The following is a 14,764-nucleotide window of genomic DNA, read 5'->3' on the forward strand; positions in this document are numbered from 1 at the left end:
GCCCACACCCACGCGCAGGCACACCGGGTGTCACCCCAACCCGTGATCCCTAAGGTCTAGGGCGTCTCTCTCACGCCTACGCGTCCGCCATCTCGGCGAGTGCGGCCCGCAGCGCCCGGTGGATGCCGTTGGGCGTGAGGACGCCGACGAACCGCGCGCCGTCGCGTACGCCGACCATGCCGGCGTCGTCGCGCAGCAGCACCGCCATCGCGTGGCCGAGCGTGCTGTCGACGTCGATCGCGGCCCCGATGTCGCCGGCGCGCACGCCCTCGAGCGGTTCGAGGTGCGCCGGGTCGAGCGGGGTCACGTCCAGCCGGCGCAGCCCCGACGTGGAGCCGACGAAGTCCGCGACGAAGTCGTCGGCGGGGCGGCCCAGGATCCGCGCCGGGGTGTCGTACTGCGCGAGCCGTCCACCCGTGGCGAACACCGCCACCCGGTCACCGAGCCGCACGGCCTCGTCGATGTCGTGGGTCACGAACACCACCGTGACCCCCAGATCGCGCTGCAGGCGCAGGAACTCGTCCTGCAGCCGCAGCCGCACCAGCGGGTCGACCGCGCCGAACGGCTCGTCCATGAGCAGCACGGGCGGCTTGGCCGCCAGCGCCCGGGCGACGCCCACGCGCTGCTGCTGGCCGCCTGAGAGCTGGCTCGGGTAGCGCTCGGCGTACCGCGCGGGGTCGAGACCGACGAGCTCGAGGAGCTCGGTGGCGCGCGCCCGGGCGGTCGCCTTCGACTCGCCGTAGAGCAGCGGCACGGTCATCACGTTGGCGATGATCCTCTGGTGGGGGAACAGCCCCACCTGCTGGATGACGTAGCCGATGCTGCGCCGCAGCTGCACCGGGTCCTGGCGGGTCACGTCCCGGCCGTCGATCTCGATCGTGCCCGTGGTGGGCTCGATGAGCCGGTTGATCATCTTCAGCGTGGTCGACTTGCCGCAGCCCGAGGGGCCGACCAGGCAGACGAGCTCGCCGCGGCGCACCTCGAGGTCGAGCGCGTGCACGGCCACCGTGCCGTCGTCGTAGGTCTTGCCCACGCCCGAGAGCCGGATCATCGAGGCCTCGCCCGCCGAACCGGTACCGTCCATGCGGTGACCCTACTCGTGGCGGCTGCCGCGGCCGGCGAGCCGAGCTGCTACAGCCGGCTGACCAACGAGTGGTTCTGTGCGCAGTACCTCAGCGACTACCGCCAGGAGATCACCGACGCCACGGTCCAGCACCTGCAGATCACCGTGGCCTCGGTCGTCCTCGGCGTGCTGATCGCCTTCCCACTGGCCCTGATCGCGCGCAGGCTCCCCCGGCTGGAGACGCTGATCGTCGGCGCGGCGACCGCGGTCTACACGATCCCGTCGCTGGCGCTGCTGCCGCTCCTCGTGCCGTTCACCGGCCTCAGCGCCACCACGGTCGTGATCGGCCTGGCGCTCTACGCGCTCACGATCCTGGTGCGCAGCATGCTCGAGGGGCTGCGCTCGGTGCCCGAGGACGTGCGCGAGTCGGCCGTCGGTCTCGGGTACGGCGCCACCCGCCTGCTCGTGCTCGTCGAGCTGCCGCTCGCGCTGCCGGTGATCATGGCCGGGCTGCGGGTCGCCACGGTGTCGACGGTCGCGCTCACCACCGTCGGGTCGCTGGTCTCCTACGGAGGGCTGGGGAACCTGATCGCCGACGGGGTCTCGACGAACTTCCGCGCCGAGCTCATGACTGCCGCGATCCTCTGCGTGGCGATCGCCGTGCTGCTCGACGTGCTGATCGTGGTGGCGCAACGGATCCTGACGCCGTGGACGAGAGGAGCACGGGCGTGAACCTGCTCCTCGACACCTGGGACTACCTCGTGACCGCCGGGCACTGGACCGGCGAGGACGGCATGCTCCAGCTCTTGCTCCAGCAGCTGCTCCTCAGCCTGACCGCCATGGTGCTCGCGGCGGCGATCGGGCTGCCGACCGCCCTGTGGCTGGGGCACCTGGGACGGGGCGGGTTCCTCGCGATCAACATCAGCAACGTGGGTCGCGCCGTCCCCACGTTCGCCCTGCTCGCCCTGTTCGTGACCGCCGACTGGCCCGGCACGGACACCCTCGGACCCTATGGACGCGCCGGCCTCGCCACGGTCCTCGCCCTCACGCTGTTCGCCCTGCCGCCGGTGATCACGAACTCCTACGTCGGCATCCGCGAGGTCTCGCCCGCGGTCAAGCAGGCTGCCGACGGCATGGGCATGACGGGCCGGCAGCGGTTCGTCCGCGTGGAGCTGCCGCTGGCCGCACCACTGGTGCTGCTGGGGCTCCGGCTCGCGCTGGTCCAGGTCTGGGCGACGGCGACGATCGCGGCCCTGGTCGCCGGACCCGGGCTCGGGCGGGTGATCACCGACGGCTTCTACCGCACGAACTACGCCAAGGGCATCGCCGGCGCCGTGGTCGTCGCCGTGGTCGCGCTGCTGCTCGAGCTGGTCGCCGCGGCGGGCGTGCGCCTCCTCGATCCCACCCGCCGCGCATCGTCACCGAATCGTCACCCGGGAATGTCGGGGGCCCCACCTACAGTTACCGAGGAGGCCGGCGACGTCGGCAGCTAGCAGCATCCGGACACGCGCGGGCCACCCCGCGGGACACAGAAGGACACAGCACATGCAGGCACGACGCTCCCTCGCCGCGGCCCTCGCCGTCGGCTCGCTCTTCCTCGCCGGCTGTGCCGGCGACGACCTGTCCGATGACTCGACCAAGGCCGACGACGGCTCCACCCCCGCATCCACCGACCAGGGCCCGGTCCACATCGCCGGTCAGAGCTTCACCGAGGCCGCGATCGTGGCCGCCATGTACGACGAGCTCCTGACGCAGGCCGGCTACACCACCGACGTCAAGCTGGTCGACACCCGTGACGCCTACATGGCGACGTTCCCGGGCGATGTCGACGTGGTGCCGGAGTACGTCGGCGGCATCGTCAACTTCCTCAACGCGAAGGCCAACGGGCCCCAGGCCGAGCCGTTCACCGCCGGCGACGGCCAAGAACTCGCCGACCAGGGGAAGGCCCTTCTCGACGACGCCGGCATCACGCTGCTCGACACCTCGGCTGCCACCGACACCAACGCCTTCTTCGTGACCCAGGACTTCAGCGACTCCGAGGGCGTCACCAAGCTCTCCGACCTCGCGGGCAAGTCCGTGGTGCTCGCTGCTGCGCCCGACTGCAAGGGCCGGCTCGACTGCGAGGGTGGGCTCTCCGACCAGTACGGGATCGACATCACGAAGGTCCTGCCGCTGGGCTACGCCAGCGACCAGACCTACAAGTCCGTGCTCGATGGCGAGTCGCAGCTCGGCGAGACCAGCACGACGGACGGGACGCTGGAGTCCCAGGGCCTCGTGGTGCTGGAGGACGACAAGCAGATCCAGCCCGCCCAGAACCTCGTCCCCGCGGTCTCCAGCGACTTCCTCGCCGAGCACCCCGACGTGGCGGACGTGCTCAACGAGCTGATGGCCGCGCTCACTACCGAGAAGCTCACCGAGCTCAACGGCGCGGTCGCGGTCGACCGCGACAAGCCCGAGGACGTCGCCCACCAGTTCCTGGTCGACGAGGGCCTGCTCGACTAGATCCGCACCTCGAAGTCCCGCAGCGCGAGGGCCGCGGGGTCGACGGAGGCCGGGTCGATCCCGGGCACGTCGATCCGCGGCCCTTGTGCTGAGGGCACTTGGGGGACCGGGCCGACGTGGGCTGCGACGAACCGCATCACGAGCTCGGCCTCCTCGCGTCGGCCCTGGCCGACCAGCCACCCCGTCAGCCGGTGCACGGGCGGCAGGCCGGAGGCGGCCAGCGTCCGCTCGCCCCAGAACTCCCTCACGCCGGCGACCAGCAGGTCCCACCACTCGTCGGGGCACCCGGGGATCTCGACGAAGTAGCGGTGCATGTCGCCGGCGAGGACCTTGTCGACGAACGTCCGGGTGACCTTGTCCGAGCCGAAGCCCCGCACGGTGCTCAGCGACATCCGCTTGGTCGTCCACCGGTCCTGCAGGTCGGTCATCGACGAGCGCTGCTGGGTGATCGAGGACCCGTCGTGGCGGATCCTCCAGTGATAGACGACGTCGGGCACCACCGCGAAGCGCCGGGCCGTGATGTAGGCGCGCGTGGTGGCGGGCTGGTCCTCGTAGCGGATCCCCTCCGGCCAGGCGAGGCCGGCGCCGTCCCAGAATTCGCGGCGGAACAGCTTGTTCCACGCGAACACGTCGCCGAGGATCTCCGGATGCTGCTCGATGTAGTACGCCGCACGCGGGGTGTGCAGTCGACGCATCCAGGGCAGCTCCTCGAGCCGGCCGCCGTCCCACCGCGCTACCGACCCGGTGACGAAGTCCGCGCCGGTGCGCCGCTGCTGGCGTCGCATCACCTCGTAGGCCCGAGGTGGCACGACGTCGTCGGAGTCGGCGAAGGCCAGCAGCTCGCCCGTGGCGTGCCGAGCACCCTCGTTGCGGGCGGCCCCGAGGCCGTGGTTGGCGGTGTGCACGACCCGGACGCGTGGATCGCGGGCGGCGTACTGGTCGGCGATCGCGCCGGAGCCGTCGGTCGAGCCGTCGTCGACGATCACCACCTCCAGCGCCTGGTGGGTCTGGGCCAGGACGCTGTCCAGCGCAGCCGGCAGGTAGGCCTCGACGTCGTAGACCGGCACGACGACGCTGACCACGGGCAGCCGCCGACCGAGCTTCATGGGGCCACCGTACTGAGCGTTAGGCTCACCTACCGTGAGCGCCCAGCCTGTCCCCGCCGACCCCAGTGACCTCGATCCCGCCGACTACCCCCGCAAGGTCCTGTTCGTGGCCGGTGCAGGCCGCAGCGGGACGAGCACGATGGCCGGCCTCATGCAGATCCTGGGCCTCCACGTCCCGCAGCCCGAGGTCGCGGCCGACGAGACCAACCCCAAGGGCTTCGGAGAGCCCGCCTGGGTCGTCGCCCACCACGACCGGCTGCTCAAGGAGGCCGGCGTCCAGGTCAGCGACGCCCGCCCCGACGCGTGGTTCGAGACGGGCCGGGTCTCCACCCGCGAGCCCGAGCGGATCAAGACCGCCGAGTGGCTGGAGGGCCACTTCGCGGTCAACCCCGAGCTGGTCGTCAAGGACCCGCGGCTGAGCTGGTTCCTCTCGCTGTGGCGGGTGGCCGCGGTGCGCACGGGTGCGACACCGGTCTTCGCGACCATGCTGCGCCCGCCGGCGGAGGTCGTGGGCAGCAAGCAGACCTACTACCAGAACCGTCTCGGCTCGGCGCACCTCGCGGCCTCCTGGCTCAACATGCTGCTCCACACCGAGCGCGCGACCCGGGAGTCCGTCGCCGACGGTGGCCGGGTGTTCGTCCGCTACGCCGACCTCCTCGACGACTGGACCCGGGTGGTGATGCAGGCGGCCGAGCAGCTCGAGCTCCAGCACGTGCTGCACGCCGACAGCGAGGCGATCCGCGACGGCCACCGGTTCGTGGACCCCAACCTGCGCCGGATGACCCAGACGCTCGAGGACCTCGCGCTCCCGAAGCGCCTCCACCAGCTCACCGCCGAGACCTGGGAGGAGCTCAACAAGCTCGCCGAGCCCGGTGGCGACACCCCGGCGGTGCACCAGACCCTCGACCAGCTGCGCGAGGCGTACGTCGACCTCTACGAGGAGTCCGAGGCGATCTCGCGCTCCTCGGTGGTGGCCGCGGAGCAGCGGGTCCGCAAGCAGCTCAAGGGCGGCCCCGGCGCCAAGCCCGGCCCCGGGGCGCCGGTCGACCCGGCCGACAAGATCCCGCACAGCGTCCGGGCCGCCATCCCGGCCCCGGTGCGCCGGGGGCTGCGCAAGGCGTTGGGCCGCACCCGGTGACCGCCCACCTCGGCGCGCGCGGTCTGTCGAACATCGAGGGCCACACCGAGTTCGACATCACCTGGCCCTGGACGCGGCCCGAGGGTCTGCGCCCCGGGTCCACGGCCGTGCTGCGCGTCAAGAACGAGGCGCCCTCGCTCCCGTTCGTGCTCCCGCCCCTGCTGCGGGCCTGCGACCACGTGCTGCTCGTCGACAACGGCTCCGAGGACGGCACGCCGGACGTCGCCCGCGACACGGCCGCCCGTGCCGGCCGCTCGGACAAGCTGACGGTGTCGTCGTACCCCTTCGCGGTCGCCCGCGCGGGCGCCGAGCACCTCGCACAGCACGAGCTGTCCGTGCACTCGCTGTCGTACTTCTACAACTGGTGCTTCGCGCAGGTCACCACGCGCTACTCCTGGAAGTGGGACGGCGACATGGTGCTGACCACCGAGGGCGAGGTCTCGGTCGCGGACCTGGCCTGGCAGGTGGGCGACGTGCAGTCGATCATCCGCGTCCCGCGGCACGGGCTCTACCTGGAGAGCGAGTCGAAGGGCTACCTCGACCTCGGCTGGCGCAACGCCGAGGAGTGGGGCTTCCCGATCGGGCCGGACTTCGTGTTCACCAAGGCCTTCGAGTGGGAGATCCGCACGACGCCCGAGAACGTCCGCACGATCGGTCTCCCGCACGGGCTGTGCGTCGAGCTGAAGTACCTCGACGGCGAGGAGTTCGCGCACTGGACCGACCCCGAGTCGTTCGCCACGAGCTACCGCAACCGCCGCAAGCGCCGCGAGTGGGCGGTGTTCCACGCGCTCAAGGAGGGCCGGGTGCTGCCCGGCGTCCACGAGATCACCGCGCCGCCGGGGGTCCACATCGTCGACCACGTCACCCACGACTGGCTCCCGCGCGCCCCGCGGCCGCTGCAGGTGGGCTGACCCGGGGTCGTCCTCGCTCGCTGTAACGCCCGTTTACCCCCTCTTCCCACCATGCTGCACCACGGTGGATAGGTCGGGTAACACGGCGTTACAGCGAGCGAGGCAGCCGGAGTCCGGCGCCGCGGTGTCGGGTAGGTCACGTCTCGGCGCCGTTCTCCCCGGACCAGACCGGGGCGTAGATTCGTCGTGTCCGGGGAACACCCTCTCCCGACAGGTTCCATCCAGACGAGCACACCGTCCGGTACCCACACCGGCCCGCCACGCCGCCGATCGCGGCAGACGGGTGGTCGGAGGGACTGGAACGAAAGGTTCGACTCATGACGCACCCTCCCCGGGACCCTGCCCTGCGCCCTGACGGGCGCGGTGCGCGCCACGGCCACCAGGCCGGGGGCCTGCGCATCGGCGTCGTCGGCGCCGGCCGCGTCGGCGCCGTCCTCGGCGCCGCCCTCGAGGCCGCCGGCCACCACGTGGTCGCCGCCGCCGGAGAGTCCGACGCCTCGCGCGCCCGCATCGCCGACCTGCTGCCCGTCAGCCCGGTCGCCAAGCCCACCGACGTGGCCCGCTCGTGCGACCTGCTGCTGCTGACGGTCCCCGACGACATGCTCGCCAACGTCGTGACCGTGCTCAGCGACAGCGGCGCGATCCGGCCGGGTCAGTACGTCGTGCACACCTCGGGCCGGCACGGCCTGGCCGTCCTCGAGCCCGCCGCGCGGGTCGGGGCCCGGATCGTGGCCCTGCACCCGGCGATGACATTCACCGGCACCGCGCTCGACCTCGACCGGCTCCCCGGTTGCGTCTACGGGCTGACCGCCGATCCCGCGGAGCGGGCGTTCGTCGAGGGTCTGGTGGCCGACCTGCGCGGCCGCCCGATGTGGGTGCCCGAGGAGATGCGGACGCTCTACCACTCGGGCCTGGCCCACGGCGCCAACCACCTCGTCACGCTCGTCACCCAGGCGATGGAGCTGCTCGCCGCCGCCGGCGCCGACGACCCTGCTGGGACGCTGCGCCCGCTGTTGACCGCCGCGCTGGACAACGCCTTGGACCACGGCGACTCCGCGCTGACCGGGCCGATCGTGCGCGGTGACGTCAACACCGTCCGCGCACACCTGGCCGACATCGCCGCGAACGCGCCGCACACGCTGCCGTCTTACGTCGCCCTCGCCCGCGACACCCTCGACCGGGTCGTGACCGACGGCCGGGTGCTGCCGATCCGCGCGGCCGCGATCCAGCGGGTGCTGGACCAGGCCGAGCGGGCCGCCGCGCTGCGCACCTCCGCACCGCGCACCTCCGCACGCCGCCGATGAGCTCCACTCCCGTCCTCGCGCCCACCCGCGAGGAGCTCGCCACCCTGCTCTCGTCCGCGCGCGCCGGTGGCCGCCCCGTCGGCTTCGTGCCGACGATGGGCGCACTGCACGAGGGCCATGCCAGCCTGATCCGCGCCGCGCGCGAGCGCGTGGGCGACGGCCCCGTCGTGGTGTCGGTCTTCGTCAACCCGCTGCAGTTCGGGCCGAACGAGGACCTCGACCGCTACCCCCGCACGCTGGAGGCCGATCTCGAGGTCTGTGCCCGCGAGGGCGCCGACCTGGTCTTCGCACCGGGCATCGAGGAGGTCTATCCCGGCGGCCCGCCCCAGGTCACGGTGCGCCCCGGCCCCCTCGGCAAGGTCCTCGAGGGCAAGACCCGGCCCGGCCACTTCCGCGGGGTGCTCACGGTCGTCGCCAAGCTGTTCGGGCTGGTCCGTCCCGACCTGGCGGTGTTCGGCGAGAAGGACTACCAGCAGCTGACGCTGATCCGCCGGATGGCGCTCGACCTCAACCTCGGGGTCGAGATCGTCGGCGCCGAGACGGTGCGCGAGCCCGACGGCCTGGCCCTGTCCAGCCGCAACCGCTACCTCGAGGCCGACCAGCGCGCCGACGCGGTGGCGCTCAGCCGCGCACTCCGGGCGGCGCAGGACGCCGCCGCGTACGGCGCCGGCGTCGCGCTGCGCGAGGCGCGCGCCGAGCTGCGGGCGGCGCCCGGCGTGGACCTCGACTACCTCGTGATCACCGACCCCGACCTGGGCGAGCTGCCCGACGACGTACCCCCGGGCACCGCGGCGCGCGTCCTCGTCGCCGCCCGCGTCGGCACGACGCGACTCATCGACAACATGCCGCTCGTCCTCGGGCGCGCGAGCGAGCAGGGAGACTCCTGATGCTGCGGACCATGATGAAGAGCAAGATCCACCGGGCGACGGTCACCCAGGCCGACCTGCACTACGTCGGGTCGGTGACCGTCGACGAGGACCTCCTCGACGCCGCCGACCTGCTGCCGGGCGAGCTCGTGCACATCGTCGACATCACCAACGGTGCCCGCCTGGAGACCTACACGATCGCCGGCCCGCGGGGCTCCGGGGTGATCGGCATCAACGGTGCCGCGGCCCGGCTGGTGCACCCCGGCGACCTGGTGATCCTCATCGCCTACGGCCAGATGGAGGACGTCGAGGCCAAGGGCTTCGAGCCGCACGTCGTGTTCGTCGACGCCGACAACAAGGTCGTGACCATCGGCAGCGACCCGGCCGAGGCTCCGGCCGGCTCCGGGCTGCTGCGCGGCGACCTGCCGGTCGAGCGCTAGCCTCGCTGCGTGTCCGAGGTGTCCGACGTGCCCACCCGCGAGATCGACGCACCCGTCCGCCGGGTCCCCGGACGCCTGCTCGCCCCCGATCCCGGGTGGACGACGACGGCCGACGTCGTCGTGATCGGCTCGGGCATCGCCGGCCTGACCGCGGCCCTGCGGCTGCGCGAGGAGGTCGGCAAGGTCCTCGTGGTCACCAAGGACGTGCTCGCCGCCGGCTCCACCCAGTGGGCCCAGGGCGGCATCGCCGCGGCGCTGGGGCCCGGCGACACCCCGGCCGAGCACGAGCTGGACACGTTGGTGGCGGGTGCCGGGGCCTGCGACCGCGACGCCGTCCACGCGCTGGTCACCGAGGGGCCCGAGGCGGTGCGTGAGCTGATCGCGCTCGGCACGAACTTCGACCACGACCCCGACGGCGAGCTGTCGCTGACCCGCGAGGGCGGCCACCACCGCGACCGGATCGCCCACGCCGGCGGCGACGCGACCGGTGCAGAGATCCAGCGGGCGCTCATCGCCGCCGTCGAGCAGGCACCCGAGATCGAGGTGATCCAGCACGCGCTGGCGGTCGACCTGCTGCTCGCCGAGGACGGTGGCGTCGCCGGGGTGACCCTCCACGTGATGGGCGAGGGCCAGCGCGACGGCGTCGGCGCCGTCCACTGCCGCGCGGTCGTGCTCGCCAGCGGCGGGCTCGGCCAGGTCTTCTCCCAGACCACCAACCCCGCCGTCTCGACCGGCGACGGCATGGCCGTGGCCCTGCGCGCCGGCGCGGTGCTGCGCGACCTGGAGTTCGTGCAGTTCCACCCGACCGTGATGTACCTCGGCCCCGACTCGCTCGGCCAGCAGCCGCTGATCTCCGAGGCGGTCCGCGGCGAGGGCGCCTTCCTCGTCGACTTCGAGGGCGACCGCTTCATGCAGGGCGTCCACGAGCTCGCCGACCTCGCGCCGCGCGACGTCGTCGCCAAGGCCATCACCCGGCGGATGAACGAGACCGGCCGGCCGCACATGTGGCTCGACGCCCGCCACCTGGGCGCCGAGATGTGGGAGCGCCGCTTCCCGACGATCCTCGCCACGACGCGCAGTCACGGCGTCGACCCGGTCACCGAGCTCATCCCGGTCGCGCCGGCCTGCCACTACGCCTCCGGTGGGGTGCGCACCGACCTGTGGGGCCGCTCCACGGTGCCGGGTCTCTACGCCACCGGCGAGGCCGCCTGCTCCGGCGTCCACGGCGCCAACCGGCTGGCCTCCAACTCCCTGCTCGAGGGCCTGGTGTTCTCCCGGCGGATCGCCCAGGTGCTGCCCGGCGAGCTGCGGCCCCTGCAGCCGCCCGTGGCCGACGCTCGGACCGCGGGCCTCGTCGCCGGCGGCGTACGCCGTGAGCTGCAGGACGCGATGACGACCCGGGTGGGCGTGCTGCGCAGCGCCGCCGGGCTGGCCGACGCCGTCGGCCTGCTCGACAAGCTCGCCGGCGAGACAGCCGAGGTCATCGACCAGCAGTCGTGGGAGACCACCAACCTGCTGACGATCGCGATCGCCCTCGCCGACGCCGCCGCCCTGCGCGAGGAGACCCGCGGCTCGCACTGGCGTGAGGACTTCCCCGAGCGCGACGACGAGGGCTTCGCCGGGCACTTCGACGTCGTGATGGCCGACGGGGCCAGCACACTGGAGTTCGTCCCGGCCGCGCCGACCGATCGAGGGGCAGCATGAGCACGCCGTACGACGAGGAGCTGCGCGCCGCGGGGCTCGACCCGGAGGAGATCCGCGCCCACATCGCCGCGGCGCTCGCCGAGGACCTCCCGGGCGGTGACGTCACGTCCGCCGCGACGATCAGCGCCGATGCGCGGGGCAGCGCGGTCTTCGGGGCTCGCGAGGCAGGGGTGGTGGCCGGTCTCGGCGTCGCGGCGCTGGTCTTCCACGAGGTCATGGGCGACACCGTCGAGGTCACCGACCGGGTCGCCGACGGCACCCGCGTCGCCCCGGGGGACGTGGTGATGCGGGTGACCGGGCCGGTCCGTGGCCTGCTGACCGCCGAGCGGACCGCGCTCAACTACGCCAGCCACCTCTCGGGGGTGGCCACGGCGACCGCGCACTGGGTCGACGCGCTGGCCGGGACGCGAGCCCGGGTGCTCGACACCCGCAAGACGCTGCCGACCTTCCGGGCCCTGCAGAAGTACGCCGTGCGCTGCGGCGGCGGCGTCAACCACCGCTTCAGCCTCAGCGACCGCGCGATGGTCAAGGACAACCACGTCGTCGCCGCCGGGGGCGTGGTGCCGGCCTACGAGGCCGTCCGCGCGGCGTACCCCGACCTGAGCGTGGAGGTCGAGGTGACCGACCTCGACCAGCTCCGCGAGCTGCTCGAGGTGGGCTGCACCGAGATCCTCCTCGACAACATGGACACCGCGACCATGGCCGAGGCCGTGCGCCTGACCGCCGGCCGCGCGACCCTCGAGGCCTCCGGGGGGCTGACCCTCGAGCGCGCTCGCGAGGTCGCCGAGACCGGGGTCGACTTCATCTCGGTCGGCGCGCTCACGCACTCGGTCACGGTCTTCGACCTGGGCCTGGACCTGAGCGAGGGTTGAGGCGTGCCCCTGCTCTGCGCCGACATCGGCAACAGCCACACGGTCCTGGGGCTGGTGGCCGAGGGCGTCGTGCTGGCCGAGTGGCGGGTCGCCACCGATGAGCGCAACACGGCCGACGAGTGGGCGGTGCTGCTGCGTGGCCTGCTGGGCGCGGCGCTCGACGAGGTCGACGGCATCGCGGTCTGCGCCACGGTGCCGGCGGTCCTGCACGAGTGGCGCGAGATGCTGACGCGCCACTTCGCCTCGGTCAGCCGCGTGGTCGTCGAGCCGGGGGTGCGCACCGGCGTGCCGGTGCTGATGGACAACCCGCGTGAGGTCGGCACCGACCGGATCATCAATGCGCTGGCCGCCGTGCACGAGTACGGCGGGCCCGCGATCATCGTCGACTTCGGCGGTACGGCGACCACCTTCGACGTCGTCAGTCCCCAGGGTCAATATGTCGGCGGCGCCATCTCGCCCGGAATCGAGATCTCGCTCGAAGCGCTCGGCCGTCGCGGCGCGCAGCTGCGAAAAGTCGAATTGCTGCGACCGCGTTCGGTCATTGCCAAGAACACCGTCGAGGCGCTGCAGTCGGGAATGGTTTTCGGGGTCGCCGCGCAGGTGGAGGGAATTGTCGAGCGCATGATCGCCGAGCTCGATGTCGAACCCGCCGACGTGCACGTCATTGCGACCGGATATCTTGCTCCGGTCGTGCTCGACGAATGCCGTTGTTTCACGCAGCACGCTCCCTGGCTGACGTTGCGGGGCCTGGAGCTCGTGTTCGAGCGCAACTCCTGACGCGTCCTCGAATATGGGGATACGGGTTCTTTTCCGTTATGGCATAGTGAGTTGAAGCTGTATTCATCCCCCGTCTGAATTCAAGTGAGGCGACACATGGCCCAGAAGGTCAACATCGTTCTCGTCGACGATCTCGATGGCAGTGAGGCGACCGAAACGGTCACCTTCGGCCTCGACGGCACGTCGTACGAGATCGACCTGAACGACACGAACGCCGCGGCGCTGCGCGAGGCGCTCGCCGGCTACATCGGCCACGGCCGCAAGGTCGGCGCGGCTCCGCGTCGCGGCCGCCGCTCCAGCAGTGCCGCCGCCAGCTCCGGGCCGAGCGCCAAGGAGATCCGCGACTGGGCCCGCGCCAACGGCCACGACGTACCCGACCGTGGCCGGGTCTCCGCCGAGGTCCGTGAGGCCTACGACGCCGCCCACTGAGCGATGCCTCGTTGACCCGCCCGAAACTTTCGGGCGGGTCAACGCGATTTCGGGCGCTGTTCGCTCTCAGCGGACTGACTGGGGCCTGATCGGGGAACGCGTAGGCTGTCAGCGGGGTTAGTTGTCTCGTACCTCCCCTCCAGACGACGGGGGAGAGGCCCCACAAGCTTGTAGGAGCGATGCGCATGTTCGAGCGGTTCACTGACCGAGCCCGCCGGGTGGTCGTGCTGGCCCAGGAAGAGGCCCGCATGCTCTCCCACAACTACATCGGCACCGAGCACATCCTGCTCGGCCTCATCCACGAGGGCGAGGGCGTGGCCGCCAAGGCGCTGGAGAGCCTCGACATCTCGCTCGAGGCGGTCCGCGCCCAGGTCGAGGAGATCATCGGCCAGGGCCAGCAGGCCCCCAGCGGCCACATCCCGTTCACCCCGCGCGCCAAGAAGGTCCTCGAGCTGTCCCTGCGCGAGGCACTGCAGCTCGGCCACTCCTACATCGGCACCGAACACATCCTGCTCGGCCTGATCCGCGAGGGCGAGGGCGTCGCCGCCCAGGTGCTGCAGAAGCTCGGCGCCGACCTCAACCGGGTCCGCCAGCAGGTCATCCAGCTGCTCTCGGGCTTCCAGGGCAAGGAGTCGGCCGGCGCGGCCGCGGCCACCGGAGCCTCCGGCGGCGACGCGCCGTCGTCCTCGCTGGTGCTCGACCAGTTCGGCCGCAACCTCACCCAGGACGCCCGCGAGGGCAAGCTCGACCCGGTCATCGGCCGGGAGCAGGAGATCGAGCGCGTCATGCAGATCCTGTCGCGCCGCACGAAGAACAACCCGGTGCTCATCGGAGAGCCGGGCGTCGGCAAGACCACGATCGTCGAGGGTCTCGCCCAGGACATCGTCAAGGGCAACGTGCCCGAGACGCTCAAGGACAAGCAGATCTACACCCTCGACCTCGGCGCGCTGGTGGCCGGCAGCCGCTACCGCGGTGACTTCGAGGAACGCCTGAAGAAGGTCCTCAAGGAGATCCGCACCCGCGGCGACATCGTGCTGTTCATCGACGAGATCCACACCCTCGTCGGCGCCGGTGCTGCCGAGGGCGCGATCGACGCGGCGAGCATCCTCAAGCCGATGCTGGCGCGCGGTGAGCTGCAGACCATCGGTGCGACCACCCTCGACGAGTACCGCAAGTACCTCGAGAAGGACGCCGCGCTCGAGCGCCGCTTCCAGCCGATCCAGGTCGCCGAGCCCTCGATCGCCCACACGATCGAGATGCTCAAGGGCCTGCGCGACCGCTACGAGGCCCACCACCGTGTGACGATCACCGACGAGGCGCTGGTCTCGGCCGCGACGCTCGCCGACCGCTACATCTCCGACCGGTTCCTGCCGGACAAGGCGATCGACCTCATCGACGAGGCCGGCTCGCGGCTGCGCATCCGCCGCATGACAGCGCCCGCCGACCTGCGTGAGTACGACGACAAGATCGGCGAGGTCCGCCAGCGCAAGGAGGCCGCGATCGACGGCCAGGACTTCGAGGCCGCCGCGCGACTGCGCGACGAGGAGAAGCAGCTGATCCTCAAGAAGTCCGAGCGCGAGAAGCAGTGGCGCGCGGGCGACATGGACGAGGTCGCCGAGGTCGACGAGGAGCTGATCGCCGAGGTGCTCGCC

General features: G+C 72.0%; 15 protein-coding genes. 13 read left to right on the forward strand and 2 right to left on the reverse strand.

What is annotated here, in order from left to right; all coding sequences use genetic code 11:
• Positions 1-76: 76 nt before the first annotated feature.
• Entirely contained in the window at positions 77-1,084 is a 1,008-nt protein-coding gene (locus Q0L15_RS00160; RefSeq protein WP_296601357.1) for an ATP-binding cassette domain-containing protein, read from the reverse strand.
• Between the two features lie 3 nt (positions 1,085-1,087).
• Here Q0L15_RS00160 and Q0L15_RS00165 point away from each other — a divergent pair, with 3 nt between their 5' ends.
• From Q0L15_RS00165 to Q0L15_RS00175, 3 genes are read left to right on the forward strand one after another with little or no spacing between them, the layout of a single operon-like run.
• Positions 1,088-1,795 carry an ABC transporter permease gene (locus Q0L15_RS00165; RefSeq protein ID WP_296601358.1) on the forward strand — a complete coding sequence of 236 codons (708 nt, stop codon included), beginning with the start codon at positions 1,088-1,090 and terminating at the stop codon, positions 1,793-1,795.
• Positions 1,792-2,556, forward strand: a complete 765-nt coding sequence (locus Q0L15_RS00170) for an ABC transporter permease (RefSeq protein ID WP_296601359.1) — start codon at positions 1,792-1,794, stop codon at positions 2,554-2,556. Before Q0L15_RS00165 ends, Q0L15_RS00170 begins: the two co-directional genes overlap by 4 nt.
• Positions 2,557-2,608: 52 nt before the next feature.
• Positions 2,609-3,565: an ABC transporter substrate-binding protein gene (locus Q0L15_RS00175; RefSeq protein ID WP_296601361.1), complete on the forward strand. Its 957-nt coding sequence runs from the start codon at positions 2,609-2,611 to the stop codon at positions 3,563-3,565.
• Here Q0L15_RS00175 and Q0L15_RS00180 read toward each other — a convergent pair.
• Entirely contained in the window at positions 3,562-4,671 is a 1,110-nt protein-coding gene (locus tag Q0L15_RS00180; protein ID WP_296601362.1) for a glycosyltransferase family 2 protein, read from the reverse strand. The two genes, Q0L15_RS00175 and Q0L15_RS00180, sit on opposite strands and share 4 nt — an antisense overlap.
• Before the next feature lie 34 nt (positions 4,672-4,705).
• Between Q0L15_RS00180 and Q0L15_RS00185 the strand changes: the two genes are divergently transcribed.
• From Q0L15_RS00185 to Q0L15_RS00230, 10 genes are all read left to right on the forward strand, one after another.
• Positions 4,706-5,809 carry a sulfotransferase family protein gene (locus Q0L15_RS00185; RefSeq protein ID WP_296601364.1) on the forward strand — a complete coding sequence of 368 codons (1,104 nt, stop codon included), beginning with the start codon at positions 4,706-4,708 and terminating at the stop codon, positions 5,807-5,809.
• Positions 5,806-6,720, forward strand: a complete 915-nt coding sequence (locus Q0L15_RS00190; RefSeq protein WP_296601366.1) for a hypothetical protein — start codon at positions 5,806-5,808, stop codon at positions 6,718-6,720. The genes Q0L15_RS00185 and Q0L15_RS00190 overlap by 4 nt, the downstream gene beginning before the upstream one ends.
• 317 nt (positions 6,721-7,037) lie before the next feature.
• Positions 7,038-8,024 carry a DUF2520 domain-containing protein gene (locus Q0L15_RS00195; RefSeq protein ID WP_296601368.1) on the forward strand — a complete coding sequence of 329 codons (987 nt, stop codon included), beginning with the start codon at positions 7,038-7,040 and terminating at the stop codon, positions 8,022-8,024.
• Positions 8,021-8,911, forward strand: coding sequence for a pantoate--beta-alanine ligase (gene panC, locus Q0L15_RS00200; RefSeq protein WP_296601369.1), 891 nt, complete (start codon positions 8,021-8,023; stop codon positions 8,909-8,911). Before Q0L15_RS00195 ends, panC begins: the two co-directional genes overlap by 4 nt.
• Positions 8,911-9,330, forward strand: a complete 420-nt coding sequence (gene panD, locus Q0L15_RS00205; protein ID WP_296601371.1) for an aspartate 1-decarboxylase — start codon at positions 8,911-8,913, stop codon at positions 9,328-9,330. Before panC ends, panD begins: the two co-directional genes overlap by 1 nt.
• Positions 9,331-9,339: 9 nt before the next feature.
• Positions 9,340-11,034, forward strand: coding sequence for an L-aspartate oxidase (locus tag Q0L15_RS00210; protein ID WP_296601373.1), 1,695 nt, complete (start codon positions 9,340-9,342; stop codon positions 11,032-11,034).
• Positions 11,031-11,906 carry a carboxylating nicotinate-nucleotide diphosphorylase gene (gene nadC, locus Q0L15_RS00215; RefSeq protein ID WP_296601374.1) on the forward strand — a complete coding sequence of 292 codons (876 nt, stop codon included), beginning with the start codon at positions 11,031-11,033 and terminating at the stop codon, positions 11,904-11,906. Before Q0L15_RS00210 ends, nadC begins: the two co-directional genes overlap by 4 nt.
• A gap of 3 nt (positions 11,907-11,909) precedes the next feature.
• Entirely contained in the window at positions 11,910-12,683 is a 774-nt protein-coding gene (locus Q0L15_RS00220; RefSeq protein WP_296601375.1) for a type III pantothenate kinase, read from the forward strand.
• 96 nt (positions 12,684-12,779) lie between these two features.
• Complete coding sequence (locus tag Q0L15_RS00225; RefSeq protein ID WP_296601377.1) at positions 12,780-13,112, forward strand: Lsr2 family protein; 333 nt, start codon at positions 12,780-12,782, stop codon at positions 13,110-13,112.
• Between the two features lie 185 nt (positions 13,113-13,297).
• On the forward strand, positions 13,298-14,764 hold a 1,467-nt coding region (locus Q0L15_RS00230; RefSeq protein ID WP_296601378.1), incomplete at its 3' end, for a Clp protease N-terminal domain-containing protein.

This window comes from Nocardioides sp. (assembly GCF_024509035.1).
In the GTDB taxonomy this organism is placed as follows: domain Bacteria; phylum Actinomycetota; class Actinomycetes; order Propionibacteriales; family Nocardioidaceae; genus Nocardioides.

Excerpts from the sequence above, each read along its gene's own strand:
- Q0L15_RS00195 (WP_296601368.1), top strand. The coding sequence starts at position 7,038 with ATGACGCACCCTCCCCGGGACCCTGCCCTGCGCCCTGACGGGCGCGGT.
- Q0L15_RS00180 (WP_296601362.1), bottom strand. The coding sequence starts at position 4,671 with ATGAAGCTCGGTCGGCGGCTGCCCGTGGTCAGCGTCGTCGTGCCGGTC.
- Q0L15_RS00160 (WP_296601357.1), bottom strand. The coding sequence starts at position 1,084 with ATGGACGGTACCGGTTCGGCGGGCGAGGCCTCGATGATCCGGCTCTCG.
- Q0L15_RS00225 (WP_296601377.1), top strand. The coding sequence starts at position 12,780 with ATGGCCCAGAAGGTCAACATCGTTCTCGTCGACGATCTCGATGGCAGT.
- Q0L15_RS00175 (WP_296601361.1), top strand. The coding sequence starts at position 2,609 with ATGCAGGCACGACGCTCCCTCGCCGCGGCCCTCGCCGTCGGCTCGCTC.
- panD (WP_296601371.1), top strand. The coding sequence starts at position 8,911 with ATGCTGCGGACCATGATGAAGAGCAAGATCCACCGGGCGACGGTCACC.
- panC (WP_296601369.1), top strand. The coding sequence starts at position 8,021 with ATGAGCTCCACTCCCGTCCTCGCGCCCACCCGCGAGGAGCTCGCCACC.
- nadC (WP_296601374.1), top strand. The coding sequence starts at position 11,031 with ATGAGCACGCCGTACGACGAGGAGCTGCGCGCCGCGGGGCTCGACCCG.